This is a genomic window from Streptomyces asiaticus, from assembly GCF_018138715.1.
Classification (GTDB): Bacteria; Actinomycetota; Actinomycetes; order Streptomycetales; family Streptomycetaceae; genus Streptomyces; species Streptomyces asiaticus.
In genome coordinates this window covers 9,807,344-9,826,434 of the sequence record NZ_JAGSHX010000006.1, presented here as the reverse complement: position 1 = coordinate 9,826,434, position 19,091 = coordinate 9,807,344, and the positions used below count along the sequence as shown (strand labels likewise).

The 19,091-nt window shown below is 70.5% G+C and carries 13 protein-coding genes and 2 pseudogenes; 8 read left to right on the top strand and 7 right to left on the bottom strand.

Annotated features, from left to right (window positions below; translation table 11 throughout):
* Window positions 1-206 precede the first annotated feature (206 nt).
* Window positions 207-779, top strand: a pseudogene (locus KHP12_RS53105) (Rossmann-fold NAD(P)-binding domain-containing protein); the annotation flags it as partial.
* Between the two features lie 82 nt (window positions 780-861).
* The gene (locus KHP12_RS52125; RefSeq protein WP_372455288.1) at window positions 862-1,275 is read left to right on the top strand and encodes an NAD(P)-dependent oxidoreductase; all 414 of its coding nucleotides are present in this window, start codon (window positions 862-864) and stop codon (window positions 1,273-1,275) included.
* Between the two features lie 41 nt (window positions 1,276-1,316).
* Here the strand turns inward: KHP12_RS52125 and KHP12_RS49170 are convergent, their stop codons facing one another.
* Entirely contained in the window at window positions 1,317-3,629 is a 2,313-nt protein-coding gene (locus KHP12_RS49170; protein ID WP_344395748.1) for a glycosyl hydrolase family 95 catalytic domain-containing protein, read from the bottom strand.
* A 365-nt stretch (window positions 3,630-3,994) separates the two neighbouring features.
* Between KHP12_RS49170 and KHP12_RS49165 the strand changes: the two genes are divergently transcribed.
* Window positions 3,995-5,152 carry an alkaline phosphatase PhoX gene (locus KHP12_RS49165; protein ID WP_086882169.1) on the top strand — a complete coding sequence of 386 codons (1,158 nt, stop codon included), beginning with the start codon at window positions 3,995-3,997 and terminating at the stop codon, window positions 5,150-5,152.
* Window positions 5,153-5,252: 100 nt separating this feature from the next.
* On the opposite strand, the gene KHP12_RS49160 is transcribed toward KHP12_RS49165, so the two are convergent.
* Window positions 5,253-6,374 carry an LCP family protein gene (locus KHP12_RS49160; RefSeq protein WP_086882168.1) on the bottom strand — a complete coding sequence of 374 codons (1,122 nt, stop codon included), beginning with the start codon at window positions 6,372-6,374 and terminating at the stop codon, window positions 5,253-5,255.
* 659 nt (window positions 6,375-7,033) lie between these two features.
* Window positions 7,034-7,438: a hypothetical protein gene (locus tag KHP12_RS52120; RefSeq protein ID WP_246643307.1), complete on the bottom strand. Its 405-nt coding sequence runs from the start codon at window positions 7,436-7,438 to the stop codon at window positions 7,034-7,036.
* A 163-nt stretch (window positions 7,439-7,601) separates the two neighbouring features.
* On the opposite strand from KHP12_RS52120, the gene KHP12_RS49150 reads away from it, so the two are divergent.
* From KHP12_RS49150 to KHP12_RS49130, 5 genes are all read left to right on the top strand, one after another.
* Entirely contained in the window at window positions 7,602-8,507 is a 906-nt protein-coding gene (locus tag KHP12_RS49150; protein WP_086882173.1) for a LysR substrate-binding domain-containing protein, read from the top strand.
* Between the two features lie 180 nt (window positions 8,508-8,687).
* Window positions 8,688-10,016, top strand: a complete 1,329-nt coding sequence (locus KHP12_RS49145) for an MFS transporter (RefSeq protein WP_211834752.1) — start codon at window positions 8,688-8,690, stop codon at window positions 10,014-10,016.
* A gap of 32 nt (window positions 10,017-10,048) precedes the next feature.
* Window positions 10,049-11,737 carry an acyl-CoA dehydrogenase family protein gene (locus KHP12_RS49140; RefSeq protein ID WP_211834751.1) on the top strand — a complete coding sequence of 563 codons (1,689 nt, stop codon included), beginning with the start codon at window positions 10,049-10,051 and terminating at the stop codon, window positions 11,735-11,737.
* Window positions 11,730-12,965: a CaiB/BaiF CoA transferase family protein gene (locus KHP12_RS49135; protein ID WP_211834750.1), complete on the top strand. Its 1,236-nt coding sequence runs from the start codon at window positions 11,730-11,732 to the stop codon at window positions 12,963-12,965. The genes KHP12_RS49140 and KHP12_RS49135 overlap by 8 nt, the downstream gene beginning before the upstream one ends.
* Window positions 12,966-12,967: 2 nt before the next feature.
* A complete protein-coding gene (locus KHP12_RS49130) occupies window positions 12,968-14,158 on the top strand; it encodes an acyl-CoA dehydrogenase family protein (protein ID WP_211834749.1) in 1,191 nt (396 codons plus the stop codon).
* A gap of 53 nt (window positions 14,159-14,211) precedes the next feature.
* Here KHP12_RS49130 and KHP12_RS49125 read toward each other — a convergent pair whose 3' ends face one another.
* The 4 genes and pseudogenes from KHP12_RS49125 to KHP12_RS52115 all read right to left on the bottom strand — a co-directional run bounded on the left by KHP12_RS49125 (window position 14,212) and on the right by KHP12_RS52115 (window position 18,982).
* Window positions 14,212-15,432 (bottom strand): cytochrome P450, encoded by a 1,221-nt coding sequence (locus KHP12_RS49125; protein WP_086882163.1) that lies wholly within the window; start codon window positions 15,430-15,432, stop codon window positions 14,212-14,214.
* 98 nt (window positions 15,433-15,530) lie between these two features.
* On the bottom strand, window positions 15,531-15,851 hold the full coding sequence (locus KHP12_RS49120) for a hypothetical protein (protein WP_372455287.1): 321 nt from the start codon (window positions 15,849-15,851) through the stop codon (window positions 15,531-15,533).
* Between the two features lie 42 nt (window positions 15,852-15,893).
* A pseudogene (locus KHP12_RS49115) lies at window positions 15,894-16,572 on the bottom strand (alpha/beta fold hydrolase).
* 331 nt (window positions 16,573-16,903) lie between these two features.
* The gene (locus KHP12_RS52115) at window positions 16,904-18,982 is read right to left on the bottom strand and encodes a GAF domain-containing protein (protein WP_244202842.1); all 2,079 of its coding nucleotides are present in this window, start codon (window positions 18,980-18,982) and stop codon (window positions 16,904-16,906) included.
* Between the last annotated feature and the right edge of the window lie 109 nt (window positions 18,983-19,091).

Sequence of the window (19,091 nt, the reverse complement as noted above, 5' to 3'; positions counted from 1 at the left end):
TCAGGGCTCCGCGCAGTGCGCCCATGAGGCGGTCGCCATCGGCGGCGCCGTGGTAACTCCGGAGACATCGTCGCGGCCGACGGCGACGGCGTCATCGTCATCCCGCCGCACCGGGCCCAGGAAGCGCTGACGTCGGTGCGGGAGATCGTCGCCCGCGAGGCCGCACTGGACGCCGAAGTCGACGCGCTGCGGAACGCGGGCGTCCGATGACCGGCCTCAACCAGGCGGGAGACCGCCTCCGGGTCGCGGTCGCCGCCCCGCTGTCCGAGGAGAACCGCGCCCGCGTCAGGGAGCTGGAGCCGCGGATCGACCTCGTCGTCGACCACGAACTGCTGCCCCCGATGCGCTGGCCCGCCGACTTCGCGGGGGATCCGGCCTGGCGGCGCGGCCCCGCGCGGCAGCGCGCCTACGAGGAGGCCATCGACTCCGCCGACGCCCTGTACGGCATCCCCGATGTGGACCCGGCCGCCCTGGCGCGAGCCGTCCGGGCCAATCCGGGCCTGCGCTGGGTGCACACCATGGCCGCGGGCGGGGACAGCCAGGTCAAGGCCGCCGGGCTGCGTCCCGATGAACTCGACCGTGTCCTCTTCACCACCTCGGCCGGGGTCCACGGACGCCCGCTCGCGGAGTTCGCCGTCTTCGGCGTGCTCGCGGGGGCCAAGGACCTGCCGCGCCTCAGCCGCCGGCAGCGTGACCGGGAGTGGAGCGGCCGCTGGACGATGGGGCAGGTCAGCCGCCAGACCGTGCTCGTCCTCGGCCTCGGCGGGATCGGCCGGGCCGTCGCCGGGGCACTCCAGGCGCTGGGGAGCGACGGTCATCGGCACGAGCCGGAGAGACGTCGCCGTCCCCGGTGTCTCCGCCGTGATCCACCCCGACCGCATCACCGAGGTGGCACCGACCATGGACGCCGTCGCGAACACGCTCCCCGGCACCGAGGCGACCGAGCACCTCCTCGGCGAGCGGTTCTTCGCCGCCCCGCGGCCCGGGGCCTGCCTCGTCAACGTCGGCCGCGGCAGCGACGTCGACGAGGCCGCCCTGGCCCGGGCACTCGACTCCGGCTGGGTCGGCTTCGCGCCGCTGGACGTGTTCGAGACGGAGCCTCTGCCGGCCGACAGCCCGCTGTGGGACCACGAGCGGGTGCTGGTGAGCCCGCACACCGCCGCGCTCGACGCGGCGGAGGACCGCCTCATCGCCGAACTCTTCGCCGCCAACGCCACCCGGCTGCTCGACGGACACGAGCTGATCAACCGCGTCAACCCCATCGAGTTCTCCTGACCGGGAGGCCGTCCCGCGCCCGGCCTCCCCCGGACCCCGGCTCAGTCCGGCAGTCCCCACGGCTTCGCGTCGCCGACGGCCGGTACGTCGCGCGGCCGTAGCTCCGGGTGGCTGCCGCGCGGGGCGACGATGGCCGTCTCGTCCCGGCCGAGCGGGATCTCGATACGGCCGGGTCCCGTCTCCCGGTACCGCAGCCGCCGGCCGTGCTCGTCCCGTACGTCGATGGCGCCGGCGATGCCGTGCTGGAGCACCAGTGGCGCGCCCGCCTCGCTGTGGACCCGCACCCACCTGGTCCTGCCGTCGGCGCGGTCCGCGTCGACGAGGAACGCGCCCTGGGCGCGCAGGGCCTGGAACGAGACGTCGGGCCAGCGCCGTGAGACGGAGGGGAAGACCCGCACGACGCCGCCATGGCTCTGCATCCCCATGTCGAGGATCGACTGGGCCGTGGTCAGCGGGGACTCGATGCCCAGGTTGGTGTCCTCCGCGTACATGGTGTTCGCGGTCATGTAGCAGTCCATGTAGGACTCGTCGAAGAGGTTCCCGGTGAAGGTGGTGAGGAAGTCGAGGGCGTCCTCGGGGCGCCCCATCCGCGACGCCATGGAGGAGGCCGCCGCGTAGCTGTACCCGGCCCAGAGGCTGCGGTCCTGGGTCCAGTGGTCGAACGTGGTCCGCATGATGTCCCGGTCGGCCGGCCGGTCCCAGGTGAGCTCGTGCAGCGGGTACAGCCACAGCATGTGGGAGAAGTGGCGGTGGGAGTCGGCGAGTGGTACGCCGGCGCCGATCAGGACGCCGTCCGCGCCGCGCGGGTAGTCGACCAGACGCCGCAGGATCTCCCGCCAGCGCCCGGCGCGCGGGTTGTCGGTGCGGAGGATGCGCAGGCAGTCGAGGAGGGTGGCGCAGCCCCAACGGAGCAGGGAGAGGTCGTAGGTGCAGTCCACCGCGTCCGCGTACTCCGGGGACCGGGTGAGCGGCAGATGCAGCTTGCCGTCGCCGCCCTCGTAGAGGAAGTGGTCGTAGTAGTTCACCGCCTTGACCAGGATCGGGTAGAGGACGTCGCGCACGATGCGGATGTCCATGGTGTGGCGGTAGCTGAGCCAGACATTGTGCATGGCCCAGATGAGATTGCCGTTGTTGTCGGTCTTGGTGGAGGTGCCGGGGACGCCGACGGTGTGGGCGCCGGGGCGCAGCGTCCAGTCGGAGGGGTGGGACAGGGCGTAGATCTCTTCGTTCGGGATCTCGGGCGGGAGGGACAGCGGCAGGTTCTTCTCGAAACTCTTGAAGGTGGAGGTGACGGAGTCGAGTTCGAGGTGGTTGGAGCCCTGGATCAGCCAGGTGGCGATCTGGACGTTGAGGTTCCACCAGACCGCGGTCCAGCTGCCGCCGGTCTCCGGGTACCACGGCCCCCATTCGGACATCGAGGGCCCGTCGGCGCGGGTGGCGCAGGCCGCCTTGTAGAGCTGGATCCAGTAGAAGTGCTGAAGGCGCTTGTCGGGTACGGATAGCAGGCTGCGCTCGTAGAAGCGGTGCCACCAGCCGCGGTGCTCGCGCACCAGGTCGTCCGGGTCCTCGGCCAGGGTGCGGGCCACCTCGGCCACGGCGAGTTCGGTGGTCTTCGAGAGGTCGTCGGGGTGGCGGTAGACGATATGCGCGGCGAGCAGCCTGCCGGTGCCGACTCGGCGTTCCCGCCAGGCGGTGGTCCACCCGCCACCGGCGATCAACGGCTGTTCGACGTAGTGGGTGGCGCCCGTGGAGCCGGTGCGGGGGTCGGGGTTGCCGGTGTAGTCGGCGGGCTTGCCCTTCGTCCGGGGCGAGGTGGCGGACATCCATGTGAACGACCAGGCCGCGCTCTCCTCCCCCGCGCTGGGCCGGGTGGAGATCAGCAGCGCGGTACGGGCGTTGTGCACCAGCATCGAGAAGCGGACGCTGCCCCGGGTGGTGGTGACGGTGCCGCGCAGCTCGGCGTCCCAGATGTCGAGGGTCCAGTCGACATCGGTCACCTCGCCTGCCAGCGTGAGGTCGAAATGCCCTATGGGCAGCCGTGAGTAGCCGTATGTGGCGGCCCACTGGGGCCGCTGGTCCTGTACCTGATTGTGGCTGACCATCACCTTCAGGGAGTTGGCCGTGGCGCCCCGGTAGACGTTCACCCCGAGCAGACCGTTGGCCAGGAAGGGACCGTCCTTCCAGTCGCCGGGCATCCGCCGCCAGCGCGGCGCCGCGGCCCTGGCCAGCCGTTCGGCCAGGCTTCCCGACCCGCCGGGCCCCCGGGGCGCGGCCCAGGCGGTACCGGAACCGGTCAGCGGCCCTCCGGCACCGAGCGCGACCGCCGAGCCGGCTACGGCAGCCGAGCCGATCACTCCTCTTCGAGAGATCCCGTTCCCTGTTGTCGGGGTCACGTATGTGCCTCCCATATCCGGTGGTGAACTACCCGGCATGGTGCAGGCCGTACGAGGGCCAAGGGAAGACCTCCGACGTATCAGAATTCAGAAGAGCCCATATCCGCAGGTGAGTTGGACGACCCGGCAAACTTCACGGCGCTGGAGGTCATCAACCAACCGATGTATGCCCTTCTTCCTTGGCAAGTGCGGGCATCCACGCCCGCGTCATGTGGTGTCCAGGCCCCGTCAATTCCGCCTATGCGATACCTCCCTAGGGTTCAAGGCCGTGAGACCCCGCCGTCAGCCGACAGCGGGGAACGATCACGGCACTCCCTGGAGCCAGAGTGAAACGTCGCACCCTCCTGCGTGCCGCCGTCATCGGCGGCTCCTCGTCAGCGCTCGGCGGAACCCTGTGGCGCGGCGCCGCGTACGCGGCGCCGGCACAGCCGGGCGCCGGCCCGTACGGGGCACTCGGTTCGCCGGACGCCAACGGCGTACGGCTTCCCGCCGGGTTCACCAGCCGGGTGATCGCCCGTTCGCGGCAGACGGTCGCCGGCACCTCGTACACCTGGCACGACGCCCCGGACGGCGGGGCCTGTTACGCCGACGCCAGCGGCTGGATCTACGTCTCCAACTCGGAGATCAACCCATCGGGCGGGGCGAGCGCGGTGACGTTCTCCTCGGCAGGGGCGGTCACGGGCGCGTACCGCGTCCTCTCCGGTACCCGGCAGAACTGCGCCGGAGGCAAGACCCCGTGGAACACCTGGCTGTCCTGTGAGGAGGTCGACCGGGGCTATGTGTACGAGACCGATCCGTGGGGCGTGAAGGCCGCGGTGCGGCGCGACGCGATGGGCCGCTTCAAGCACGAGGCGGCGGCGGCCGATCCCGTCCGCCGGACCGTCTACATGACCGAGGACGTCACGGACGGGTGCTTCTACCGTTTCACGCCGACGACATGGGGTGACCTGTCCTCCGGGAGGCTGGAGGTCATGGTCGCCGGTTCCGGCACCAGTGGCCCCGTCACCTGGGCGGCCGTGCCGGACCCGACCGGCGCCACCGCCACCCGCAACCAGGTGGCCGGGGCCAAGCGGTTCAACGGTGGCGAAGGGTGCTACTACGCGAACGACACCTGCTGGTTCACCACCAAGGGCGACAACCGGGTGTGGAGTTACGACGCGGCCGCCCGGACGATCGAACTGGCCTATGACGATTCGCTGGTGACCGGCGGGACGGCGCCGCTGACCGGTGTGGACAACGTGACCGGCGCGTCCTCCGGCGATCTGTACGTGGCCGAGGACGGCGGGAACATGGAGATCTGCGTCATCACCCCGGACGATGTGGTGGCCCCGTTCCTGCGCGTCGATGGCCAGTCGGGCTCGGAGATCACCGGCCCGGCGTTCTCACCGGACGGCAGGCGACTGTACTTCTCCAGCCAGCGCGGCACCAGCGGCAGCTCGTCGGGCGGCATCACCTACGAGGTGACGGGGCCGTTCCGCGGCTGACGGCCCGCGGTGAACCGGAGCCGGGGCCGCCGCCGGTCAAAGGGTCCGGCGACGGCTCCGGCCCACTCCGCTCATCGAGCGGCCGCTGCCCCATCGCCCGTCACTGTGTGTCGGTCACGGTGACCGGGTCGTCGTTCCTGAGCTCTTGCGCAAGCTGTTTGACCTTGGCCTTGTCCCACTGGAGGTTGCCGCCGACGCTGCCGGAGATCGGCATGTTGATCGACTTGCCGTCGCTGCCGGTGACGTCCTGCATGGCGAAGAACATCTTGGCCAGGTAGTAGGGGTTCATGTCCTTGTCGACGATGAGGGTGTCGAGTCCGGCGCCCATGGTGGGGTAGAGCTTGAAGGGGTTCAGGAGCGTGCCGGGCGTCGCGGTCTGGTCGGCCAGCGCGGAGAGGAACTTCTGCTGGTTCTTGGTGCGCTCCAGGTCGCTGGTGGCGAACGCGTGCCGGGTGCGGACGAACGCGAGTGCCTGCCGACCGTTCAGCGTCTGCTCGCCCGCTTCGAAGTCGGCGCCGGACCACTTGTCCTTGAAGCCCTTGTCGAGGGTCATGTCGACGCCGCCGATGGAGTCCACGATGTTGGCGAAACCGGAGAACCCGACCTCCGCGTAGTGGTCGATGTGCAGGCCGGTGTTGTACTCGACGGTGCGGACCAGCAGCTGTGGGCCGTCGATGGAGTACGCGGCGTTCAGCTTGTTGTCGCCCAGCGGGCCCTTGAGGTTCCCGGACTCGGAGCCGCGGAACTTCGGGATGGACACGTTCGAGTCGCGCGGCAGCGATATGAGTGTCGGGCCGGACGCGCCGTCGTGCAGGATCATCATCGAGTCCGTGCGCTTGCCGTCGGCGGAGCCCGTGTGCAGATCCTTCTTCTGCTGGTCGGACATGCCCTCGCGGCTGTCGGATCCCACGATCAGATAGTTGGTGCCCTCCCCCGTGCCGGGGCGGTCGACCACCTTGCTGAGGTCGACTTCCTTGCGCAGCCGGGAGTCGGCCCAGAAGTACGTTGCCACCGAGACGACCAGCAGAACCAGGACCAGGGCGACCAGGACGCGTATGACCGTCCTGCCACGGCGGCGGTGCGGCCTGCCGCGGTGCCCGCCACCGTGCTCCTCGTACGGGAAGTCATCCGGTGGGTACGGGCCGTCGGCGCCCGGCGCGGTGTTTCCCCATCCAGCGGGGCGCGCATAGTCGGGGTTTCTGCTGTCTGTCCTTGGGTGCATGCCCGACAGTGTGCATTCCTCACCCGACTGAAACGCAAATGGCGGAGGGCATGCGCCTCGGAGTGTTTCCAATTCGATACACAACTAGGGCGGGCAGCGAAAAGCGCACAGCCGATATTTCCCATCAGCTGTGACTGTGAATGTGAAGGCCTTGCGACCATTCTGCATTTCGGACATTATCTAGGTGCGCTCTCGGTGGGCCTCCAGCTCTCGTGTGCTGACGTTCCGGGATTTGCCGCATGCGGCTGGGGCATGGCTCTACACACCACTCCACAGCGGTGCTGACGGCTCCATTACCTACAGCGCCGGGGGCGCGGATCGTGTTACTCAGCCACGCTCGGACGGGGGTGCACCGGGTGAGAATGGCCCAGGAGTAACACGCGTTTACGGTACGGCGCTGTAAGTACTGCCGATTGTCATCGGCGCGCGCCCTCCCTGGTCGATCTCCGGTCCCCCCCCCGGGTTCAGGGACAGCAGGGCGCGTGGCGCGGGCGGGTACTCGCTATCCGCCCGCGCCCTCCTCCAGCCCCCTGCCGACCCCCGGCGCCGACGTCGTCCGCACGGGGCATCGCCGCTGGTAGCCGCATGGTCCGCCCCAACACGACGGCGGCCGGCACCCCTCGGCACGAGGAGGGGTACCGGCCGCCGAGCCTGCGGAGTCAGAGCCGTCGCACCCAGGCCGCCGCACCGTGGCCGATCGCCAGGTAAATCACCGCGGGCAGTGCGTAGTTGAAGAAGACCCGCACCGATTCCGTGTCCATCGTGAAGATGTCCTGCGACCAGCCGGCGAGCCAGTCCGCTACACCGTGCACGAAGTCGACGAAGACATTCGCCTGATTCGCGTCGAGCATGTACAGCAGGATCCACAACGCCAGAAAACCCGCGGCAATGTCTGCGACGGTGTGAATGACCAGCGCTGTCCTGTCTGCACCCAGACCCCCTCGATTGCCCGCCCGGCGCTGATTGGCGGGAGCGGGATAGCCGACCGGGTCGGCATGGTATGGACGATTTCCATCGGTGTTGTACTGACTGTTATCCGCTATGCGGTCATGGGGGTAACTCATGGGGCTCCCCCTTGCCGGGACAGCCCAACCGAAACCTTCTTCACACTCGTTTCACACCGGTGTTCCCGGGGTGTTATGAATTCTGCCGATAACCGGTCCCGACCGCGGCAATTTGATGTGGCGTCAGTTCTCTTGCAGCGGTGTGGATGGCATGGTCGGGTGTGTGGAGCTACGTCATCTTTCCGGATTCGTCGCCGTCGCCGAGGAACTGCACTTCGGGCGGGCAGCCGACCGGCTGCACATCGCCCAGTCGCCGCTCAGCCAGCAGATCCGGCTGCTGGAGCGGGACCTCGGGGTCAGGCTGTTCGACCGTACGACCCGGTCCGTGCAGCTCACCGCCGCCGGGCGGGCGCTGCTGAAGCCCGCCCGGCGGCTGCTGGCCGAGGCCTCGGCCGCGCGACGGACCGTGCAGGCGGCGCATCTGGGCGAGGTCGGCCGCGTCACGCTCGGCTTCGCGGGCGCCAGCAGCTACTCCGCCCTGCCGGTGCTGACGCGTGCCGTCACCTCCGAACACCCTGGTATCGAGTTGGTGCTGGAAGGCCAGACCTATGCCGGCGAGGCGCTGGGACGGATCGCCGAGGGGTCGCTGGACCTCGGCTTCGTGGCGCTGCCCGTACGGCGCGGGATCGGCGCGCGGGTCGTCCGCATGGAGCGGCTTCAGCTGGCGCTGCCGGACAGCCATCCGCTCGCGGACCGTGCCGAGGTGGCCTTCGCCGAGCTGGCGCGGGAGCCGTTCGTGACGTTCCCGCTCTCCCGCGGCTCCGCGGTGCGGGAGGCGATGATGCAGGCCTGCCACGAGGCGGGGTTCGCGCCGCGGATCGCTCAGGAGGCACCCGATTCGTACACCATGCTCGCCCTGGTCGGCGCGGGTGTCGGCCTCGCGGTGGTCGTGGAGTCGGCGCGCAACATCCAACTGGGACATGTCGTCTTCCGTCCCCTGGCCGGGGACGATGTGCCGGTGCTGCCGATCGCGCTGGGCTGGCGCTCGGGCAACCAGTCCGCCGCGCTGGCGGCGGTGCTGCGCGTCGCCGACCGGGTCCTGCCCACCCCGGCGGACTTCCACGGATAGCGGCGATCGCCCGTCGATTGTGACGGATGACGTCTCACCGATGGGCGTAATTGGTCTTGGACACCTCTGAAACGGCGGGTGCACAGTGATGCCCATCTCGCGATGGGGCGCCGAGCGGCCGCACCGCTCTCCTCCACCCGCTCTCGTGGCGAGATCTGCCGCTACGAGAGGACGCTCGTCATGCAGCACATCACTCCCGCCGATCGGCCACCCACGGCCCGCGACGCCAGGCGCGCCGGGATCACCGCCTTCGTCGGCACCACCATCGAGTGGTTCGACTTCTACATCTACGGCTCCGCCTCCGCGCTCGTCCTCGGCAAGGTCTTCTTCGCCGACATCCCGCCCGCGGTCGGCACACTGGCCGCGTTCGCCACCTTCTGGGTCGGGTTCCTCGCCCGCCCCCTCGGCGGCCTGATATTCGGCCACTACGGCGACCGCCACGGCCGCAAGAAGGCCCTGATCACCACGCTCGTCATGATGGGCACGGCCACCTTCTGCGTCGGACTGCTGCCCGGATACGCGCAGATCGGCGCCGCCGCCCCGGTCCTCCTCGTCCTGCTGCGCATGGTCCAGGGCGTCGCGATGGGCGGGGAGTGGGGCGGCGCGGTGCTCATCGCCACCGAGTACGCCCCGCCGAAGCGGAAGCTGCTCTACGGGGCCTTCGCCCAGCAGGGTTCCCCGGTCGGCTACCTCCTCGCGACGCTCGCCTTTCTCGCCATCGCCAGGCTTCCGGACGCCGCCTTCGAATCCTGCGGCTGGCGTGTCCCCTTCCTCGCCTCCGCCGTCCTCGTGGCCATCGGCCTGGTCATCCGGCTGCGGCTGGCGGAGACCCCCGAGATGCTGGCCGTCCTGGAACGCGGGCAGACCGCCAGGCTGCCCATCAAGGTGGTGCTCACCCGCTATCCGCTGCTCGTCGCCCTGGGCGTGCTCGCGGGCACGGCCGGCGTCGCGATCACCTACATCAAGACGACCTTCGCGCTCTCCTGGGCCACCTCCGACATCGGCTTCGACCGCACCACCTTTCTGACCGTCATCTCCCTCGCCCTCGTGGTGCAGGTCGTGGTCCAGCCCTTCGGCGCCGTCCTCGCCGGGAAGTGGCCGGTGAAGAAGGCCGTGCTGTGGATGCTCGTGCCCGAGTTCGTCGTCCTGCCGCTGATGTTCGTGCTCTGCGCCACCGGCAACTTCTGGCTGGCCGTCCTCGGGATGGGGCTGGCGACCTTCCCGCACGCCATGTACTACGCGGCCCTGGCGGGCATCCTCGCCCGTGTGTTCCCCGTCGAGGTCCGCTACACCGGAATGTCCCTGTCGTACCAGCTGTGCACCACGCTCTTCGCCGGGACCGCACCGATCGCCGCCCAGTACCTGCTCACCGCCTCCGGCTCGATCTGGCCGGTCGTCGGTCTCGGCCTCGGCTACACCGCCGTGACCCTCCTCGGCGTGCTGCCCCTGCTGGCCCGCACCGGTGAACCTTCCCCGGCCGTCGCCGCCCGCGCCGCCACACCTGTCTGAGCCGCCTCTCACCCGACACAGGAGACCCATCTGTGAACTACGCCGATCAGGACCCCGCCCTGCGCCCGCTGCTCGACCGGATCCTGTCCGCCGAGGACCGCGCCCGAGTGGAGCCGCTGCTCACCGAGCTCGGCGAGCTCGCCGCCGGTGAGCTGGACCGGCAGGCCGCGCTCGCCGACGCCAACCCGCCGAAGCTGCGCCAGTACGCCCCCGACGGCGAACGCGTCGACGAGATCGAGTACCACCCGGCGCACGACCGGGTGGCCTCGATCGCGTACGAGCGGTTCGGCCTCGCCGCGATGTCGCACCGCCCCGGCGTCCACGGCTGGCCCACCCCGGTCCCGCATCCGGTCAAGTACGCCCTTTCCTATCTGTACGTGCAGTCGGAGTTCGGCATGGCGTGCCCGCTGTCGATGACCGACTCCGCCGCCCGTGTGCTGCGCCTGTTCGACCCGGAACGGTACGCCGGCGAGATCGCCGCGCTGTCCTCCACCGACCCTGAACTCCGCGCCACCGGGGCGATGTTCATGACGGAGCGGCAGGGCGGTACGGACGTCGGCCTGACCCGGACCCTCGCCACCGACCACGGCACCCACTGGACCCTCACGGGCGAGAAGTGGTTCGCCTCCAACCCGGCCGCCGATGTGATCCTCACGCTCGCGCGCGTCCCCGGGCAGGGCGCGGGCACGCGCGGGCTCGGCATGTTCCTCGTCCCGCGGCTGCGCCCGGACGGCAGCCGCAACGCCATCCGTATCGACCGTCTGAAGGACAAGCTCGGCTCGAGGTCCATCGCGAGCGCCGAGGTCTCCCTCGAGGAGGCGTATGCCACCCCGGTCGGCGAACTCACCTGCGGATTCCGCCAGATGGCCGAGATGGTCAATGTCTCCCGGCTCTCCAACGCCATGCGTGCCACCGCTCTGATGCGACGCGCCGTCCGCGAGTCCATCGACCACACCCGCGTCCGCGAGGTGTTCGGCAAGCCGCTGTTCGAGCAGCCCCTGATGCGCGCCACCCTGCTGCCGATGGTCGTCGACGCGGAGGCCGCGCTCGGCCTCGTGCTCGAGGCGGCCGCCCGTCTGACCGAGGCCGACAACGGGTCCACCGCCGCCCGGGACCTGATCCGCGTCCTCACCCCACTCGCCAAGTACTCCCTGTGCAAGCGCGCCCGCACCGTCACCGGCGAGGCGATGGAGATCCGCGGCGGCAACGGCTACATCGAGGACTGGGTCAACCCGCGCTTGCTGCGCGACGCCCACCTCGGCTCCATCTGGGAGGGGGCGTCGAACGTGATCGCGCTCGATGTGCTGCGCTGCATGCGCCGCCGGGGTGCCCACCACACCCTCGCCGACACCTACGGGACGGACCGCTTCGCGGGCCGCCTCGCCGACCGCTGGAAGGCGCTGCGCGAGAAGGGGGACCGGCTGCTGGAGCTCCCCGGGGAGGAAGCGGAGATGAGGATCGGCCGGTACGCCGAGGAACTCGCCCGTACCGTCATGGCCACGCTCCTCTTCGAGCAGGCCGAGTACGAGGCCGAGGCGACCGGAAACGGCCGAAAGCTCCTGGTCGCCCACGCCTGTCTCGCCCTGCTGGACGACCCGGACGCCCTCCCCCGCACCGCGCTGGACCACCTCGCCGAAGTCGCCGACGGCGGCCGGGTGCCCCTCGCCGTGGTCCCCGCGCCCGGCGCCGGGTACGAGGCGACGGAGGCCGCCCGTGTCTGAGCAGCCCGTGCCCGCCCCGCTCGCCGGGATCAAGGTCGTCGATCTGTCGAAGATCCTGGCCGGACCGTATGTGACGATGTCGCTCGCCGACCTCGGTGCCGACGTCATCAAGGTCGAACACCCCGACGGCGGCGATCCCACGCGCGGCTGGGGCCCGCCCTTCAACGGCCCCGACGCGACGTACTACTTGGCCGCCAACCGCGGCAAGCGCTCGGTGACGCTGGACCTGAAGTCGCCCCTGGGCCAGGAGGCCGTCCACCGGCTGCTGGCGACCGCCGACGTGGTCGTGGAGAACTTCCGCCCCGGCAGTTCCCTCGCGCGCGTCTTCGACTACGAGGACCTGTCCGCCCGCTACCCGCGCCTGGTGCTGCTGCACATCTCGGCGTTCGGCGACCACGGACCGCTGCGCGACGAACCCGGCTACGACATGATCGCGCAGGCGTCGGCCGGTCTGATGTCGCTCACGGGCGAGCCGGACGGCCCGCCCGTCAAGGCCGGATACGCGATGGGGGACCTGTCCGCCGCCCTCTTCGGCCTCATCGGGGTGACCTCCGCGCTCGTCGAACGGGAGCGCACCGGACACGGGCAGTACGTCACCACCTCGCTGTACGAGTCCCAGCTGGCCCTGCACATCAACTGGGCCACCGGCTACTTCGCGACCGGGGAACGCCCCGGGCGCCTGGGCTCCGGCCATCCGAGCCTGGTCCCGTACCAGGCCTACCCGGCCGCCGACGGACACTTCGTGATCGCGGTCGGCAACGACGCGTTGTTCCGCCGGCTGTGCGCGGCGCTCCGCAACCCGCAATGGGCGGACGACCCGCGGTTCGCCACCAACCGCGACCGAGTGGCGAACCGCACCGCCCTCAACGCCAAGCTCCAGGCCGTCCTGGTCGACGACACCGTGGCCCACTGGTGCGCCCTGCTGGGGAGCGAGGGCATCCCGGTCACCCCCATCCGCCATCTCGACGAGGTCTACGACTGCCCACAGACCGAGGCGCTGGGCATGCTCCGGCACGTCGACCACCCCGCCATCGGACCGCTGCGGCAGATCGCCTTCCCCGTCACCTTCCGCGGCGAGCGCCCACCGATGCGCACCGCCCCGCCCACACTCGGCCAGCACAGCCGCGACGTACTCGCCGAACTCGGCTACGGCGAGGCCGAGATCGCCCGCCTGCTCGACCACCCGACCCCGCACGCACACCCGCGCCCACACCAGCGAGGAGCCTGACCATGGCGTCCACCACGCTCGGCCCGATCGACCCGGTCGACCCGCTCGGCCTGGAGTCCCTGCTCACCGACACGGAGCGGGCCGTCCGCGACACCGTCCGCCACTACCTGGCCGACAAGGTGGAACCGCATATCGCCGGATGGTTCGAACAGGGCGAGCTCCCCACCCTGGCCGACCTCGCCCGCGATTTCGGAGAGCTGGGCCTGCTCGGCATGCATCTCGACGGCTACGGCTGTGCGGGCATGTCCGCCCTGGCGTACGGGGTGGCCTGCCGTGAGCTGGAGGCGTGCGACTCGGGCCTGCGTTCCTTCGTCTCCGTACAGGGCTCCCTGGCCATGTTCGCGATCCACCGCTTCGGCTCCGAGGAACAGAAGGACCAGTGGCTGCCGCGTATGGCGGCGGGCCAGGCCATCGGCTGCTTCGGCCTGACCGAACCCGACCACGGCTCGGACCCCTCGTCGATGCGCACGCGCGCCCGGCGCGAGGGTGGCGACTGGATCCTCGACGGCCGCAAGACATGGATCACCAATGGCTCGGTGGCGGCGGTCGCCGTCGTCTGGGCGCGCACCGACGACGGCATCCGCGGCTTCGTCGTACCCACGGACACCCCCGGCTTCTGCGCACCCGAGATCAAGCACAAGATGTCCCTGCGGGCCAGTGTCACCAGCGAACTCGTCCTGGACTCCGTCCGGTTGCCCGCATCCGCGGCGCTGCCCCGGGCCCAGGGCGTCTCCGCCCCGCTCACCTGCCTGAACGAGGCGCGCTACGGCATCGTCTGGGGCGTCACCGGCGCGGCCCGCTCGGCCTGGCGCACAGCCGCCGACTACGCGGCCCGGCGCGAGCAGTTCGGCAAGCCCCTGGCGGCCTTCCAGCTCACCCAGCAGAAGCTGGTCGACATGGCCCTGGAACTGCACAAGGCGACGATGACCGCGATGCGGCTGGCGGACCTCAAGGATTCCGCAGACGGTGTCCACCCGGCGCAGATCAGCCTCGGCAAGCTCAACAACGTACGGGAAGCACTCGAGATCTGCCGCACGGCCAGGACGATCCTGGGCGCCAACGGCATCTCCCTCGAATTCCCGGTCATCCGCCACATGAACAACCTGGAGTCCGTCCTCACCTACGAGGGCACATCCGAGATGCACACCCTCGCACTCGGCCAGGCCCTGACCGGGCACACGGCCTTCCGCTGACCCGGACGGACTCCGGGAGCCGCCGTTCTGGAGCTCCCATCCCCGGCCCGCGCCTAGGCCCGCTGGGTGAACCGCACCCGCAGCGAGCCCGGGCCCCGGGTGAACACCCCTGTCTCGGTGGGGGCCTCACCATCGGCGAAGGCCATCGTCGGGAAGGCGTCCAGCAGGTGGTTGACGCCCACCTCCACCTCGGTCTTCGCCAGCAGCGCCCCCACGCAGAAGTGCCGCCCGAGCGCGAAAGCCAGATGGTCCGCGGCGGCCGAGAAGGCGCTGCCGGTCGTCAGGTCCTCGCGGAAGATGTTGAACGTGTCGGGATCGGCGTAACGGCCCTCGTCACGGTTGGCCGCCCCGATCAGACAGGTGACGGTGGCACCCGCCGGAATCGTGCCACCGCTCACCTCCACGTCCTCGCGCGGCTGACGGAAGATCATGTGCACCGGAGGCGTGAAGCGCAGCGTCTCGGCGAAGGCCGCCGGGATGAGCGTACGGTCCTCGCGCACGGCCGCCAGTTGCTCCGGATGGGCCAGCAGATTACGGAAGAGACCGGCGATGGCCTTGTCCGTCGTCTCCCCGCCCGCCGCGAGGAGCAGGCTGACGAACGCCTTGATGTCCTCGTCGCTCATCCGCGTGCCGTCGATCTCGGCGGTGCACAGGACGGAGAGCAGCTCGTCACCCGGGTGGCTGCGCCGGTCCCGGATGATCGGGATCATGTAGGCGGCGAGTTCGTCCCGGGTGCGCAGCCCCGCCGCCGCGACCTCGGGGTCCTGGCTCAGATTGCCCAGGAAGTCGACCATCGAGGTGTACCAGACGTGGAACCGGCCGTGGTCCGCCCGGTCCAGCCCGAGCATGTCGACGATCACGTTGATCGGAAAGCGGGTCGCGTACTGTCCCACCAGATCGGCTTCCGGCGCGTCCCGGAAGGCATCGATGAGGTCCCGGGAGTTGCGCTCGATGACGGGCAGGAACTTCTCCCGTAAGTCCTTCCCGCGGAAGGCGGGCGCCACCAGCGCGCGACGCACGGAGTGCTCACGCCCGTCCATCTGAAGAATGGTCCGGCCGTGCACCGGCTCGATCTGCCAGTCGTAGTTGTGGCTGGTGAACACCGGGTCCTTGAAGGCCCGGGCGACATCCTCATAGCGGGAGATGATGTAGCCGTCGGTCGTGTGGTGGTGGATCAGTGGAAAGTCCTCGCGCATGGTCCGGTAGGCGGGGTACGGGTCCGCCGCGAACTCCGGGGAGAGGATGTCGGGCGCCGCGGAGGGGGTGGTCGTCATGAGAGAGCGCTTCCTGGGCGAGCGGCGGCGGTCACCGGCCGTACGCACCCATGGCGCACGGCACGGGACATCACGACAGGTCACGACGACGGCCCCGCTCATGCCACATGATGGGACGTCAGGTCGTGGCCAAGGCTAGACGCAGCGGAACCGGCGGGTCCAGATCCACTCCCGGCCGCCCCCGGGCGCCACGCTGAAGTCACCACGATCACAGCGGCGAGGACCGCCTCGGCGGTGTTGAGCGCGCGGAAGACCAGTCGGCCGATGCCCAGGCCCAGACGAGTGGCTTCCGCGTCTTGTTCGACATCTGCTCGAAGCGCGCGGAATCTGAGGGGCGTCTCCAGCAGGGAGATGCCCACCACCATGCCCAACCAGGTGAAGGCGGTCGCGGCCGTCAGCGCGGCCAGGTTGTGGTTCATCACGAGCCCTCCGTGTTCTCGGCCGGCGGTTCCACGAAGCGGTCACGCTCGCTCGGCGTGGTCCCATAGCTCCCGCAGTGCGGCATTGGTTCGTTCGGGCTGCTGCGTGTGTGGGTAGTAGCCGGGGACGATCAGGTGGTCGGCTCCGATCGCCGCCGCGACATGGTCGGCGCAGGCGATCAGCGGCTCGCCGGCGTCGGCTCCGGTGTCGCCATGCCGACCGATGCGGTAGCCGCGCTCAGGAACTCCTGGGCGTGAGGTCTTCGGGCAGCGCGGCGGTGGCCGCGCGGGCCCGCGCCAGCGCCTCGGCGACGACCGGGTGACGTTCGGCGGGCCGCAGCGCGCCGGGCTGAATCAGGGTGAGCGAGTGGACCAGGTCGGGACGGCGTACGGCGGCGGCCATCGCGCTGACGCCGCCGTACGCGTGTCCGACCAGATGGGCCCCGGTACCGAGGAGCCCGACGATGTCCTCGGCATCGATCGACCAGTCGCTGCGCGCGATGTCCGGGCTGCGCCCGTAACCTCTGCGGTCCATCACCAGCAGCCGGTGCCGGTCGGCCAGCGGGCGCTGCGCCGCGAAGCCGTATTGCTCGTCGTCACCCCAGGTGAGAATCCCGTGGACCAGGACGACGGATGGGAGGCCCGCTCCACCGTCCTCCCACACGGTGACGTGTACCGGTCCGGCTGTCTCCGAGTGCTGGTGGGCGGACGTGCCGGTCATCGGTCCCCTCCCGGTCTCGTCGCCGCGCCTCGTCACCGCGTGGCCCGCCGACAGTCTGCCCTGCCGTCCACGGCGCGTCGGCACCGGGCAGCGGGGCACGGGGATCTCCCGCGGCTTCGAAGACATGCAGAAGGCGTTCATCCGGGCGGGCGAGGCGCGGCAAGCGCATCGTGATGCTCCAGGCCACCTGGTTCGGCTGACAGTCACCGCCGCGCGCGACAGCGAGTCTGCGCCTCCGCGCGTGGCTTTCCCACAGCACCGCGCTGAGGGTCTGCGCGACGAATTTCGCTTCCCGGTGCGCCCCGACCGCGGCCAGGCCGCCCGGAGGCCGCTAGTCCAGCGGGCAGCTCGTGAGCAGTGTCGCGGGGTCCGCGTCGGCCGGGCGCCGGACCGTGTGGTCCGCCGGGGGGCGGCCCTTTCCGGCCAGCCACCGTTCCAGTGCCTCGAAGGCGGAGCGGTGGCAGGGGACCATCGGGCGCAGCTTGTCGGGGAAGGTGTCGACGAGGGAGTCGACGTGCGTGCCGTCCTCGACGCGGTAGTAGCGCAGCAGCGCGCCCCGACCGGCCTGGCGCACCATGCGGGCGTAGACGTCCGAGTCCCTGCCGATGGGCAGCAACGCGTCGGGCGGCCGGGTGGCGTAGTCGTAGTCGGCGTCACAGCCGGGGGTGCCCGGGGCGCAGTAGGGGGTGCCCGCCTCGGTCGCTCCGTCGAAGTCCGGGTCGGCTTCCTCGCGGTAGATGCGACGAGCATCGCACGCACCCTTGACCGGCAGAGCTCCCGCACCCACACGTGGCGGACGCCGTCGACCGTCTCCCGCCGTGGCCACTTCTCCCGGCGGGTGTGCATGCGGGTGGTGCGGACCAGCGGCGGCCGCCCATAGGACACGGAGCCGCAGCCTCAGCCGTCCTGAGCCGCCGGTCCACGCTCGCCGCGGCGGGGATCGCAGCCGTGAGCGCTCTCGGCGTGGATGGCGCGGAGGCGCGGTCGAGGCACCCGAGTACGTCCAGCCGCTCGAGCCTCGCACCGCCGGAGCTCTTCGCACTGCTCCACTCCGTGGTCCACGCGCTGCGCTGAGCCTGAAATCTCGCCCCCACTCACGGGGCGGCGTGCAGCGGCGCGGCCCATTCCACGACGGTGCCGCTCGGCTCGTTCGGGCGGAGGGAGAAGGAGCCGCCCAGTTCCTCGGCGCGTTGCTGGAGGTTGGCCAGGCCGCCCCGGCGAATAACCGCTGGATGACGAGGTCGTGCAGATCGCGGGCAATCCGGTCACGGTCGTTGAGGACCAGCATGCGATCGGCGTCCTGCCGGTGCTCGGCGACCTCGAGCGCCAGCGCCGCCTGATTGCCGTACCCGATCACCATGTCGATGACGGCGTCGGTGAAGACCGGCCCGCCCGGCACATTGGCCACCTGCAACACGCCCCGCACATGGTCGCGGGTGCCGAGGGGGACGAGGAACGCGGGGCCCAGCTCCACGACGGCGGCGCTGCCACCGGTGGCGCGCGGATCGGCACTGACCGCGTCGCTGGTGATGGTCTCCCCGGAGGCGAAGACCTTCGCGGCCAGCGTGGCGGCACCCAGGACCAGACCGCGCGCATCCTCCGCGCGCGGTCCGGAGGCGGCCTCGATGACCAGCTCGCCGCTGTCGCCGACCGGGATGGCCAGGGTGACCAGGTCCGCGCCGGCCATCTCCCGCAGGGTGGCGGTGAAGGACTCCAAGACCGCGGCGGGTTCGGTCCCGGACAGCAGACTGCGGGTCAGCTCGTTGCTCGCCGCCAGCCACCGCTGCCGACGGCGGGCGTCGTCGTACAGCCGAGCGTTGTCGATCGCCACACCGGCCGCCGCGGCCAGGGTGCGCAGCACCGCCTCGTCGTCGGCGTCGAACTCCGTGGCGCCCTGCTTGTCGGTCAGGTACAGGTTCCCGAAGACCTGCTCGCGCACCTTGATCGGGGTGCCGAGGAAGCTGGTCATCGGCGGGTGCCCGGACGGGAAACCCACGGAGGAGGGATGCCGCGCCAGGTTGGCCAGGCGCAGCGGCTCCGGGTGGCGGATCAGCAGCCCCAAGATGCCCTCACCGCGCGGGTAGTGACCGATTCCCGCGATGGTCTCCTCGTCGATGCCGACGGTGAGGAACTGCTTGATCGTGCCTTCCTCGCCCAGCACCCCGAGCGCCCCGTACTCCGCGTCGACCAGGCTGACGGCCGACTCCACGATGCGCTGTAGCACCACCTCCAGCTCCAAGTCGGAGCCGATCACGAGCACGGCGTCCAGCAGCGTGTGGATGCGGTCGCGTGCCGACCGCACCTGCGCCACCTGCTGTTGCAGACCCTCCAGCAGCTCATCCAGCCGCAACTGGGGCAAGACCCCGGACACCGGGGTGTCGCGGGGCTCATGGCCGCACTCGTCCACCACAGTTGCTCCCCTTTTCCCTCACGCCGACCTCACCAGAATGCCCGACGCGTGGACGCGGATCGACGGCGCCCCGGGGAGCGGTTCGGCGGCGGCGCGCGGGCGGTCCCGG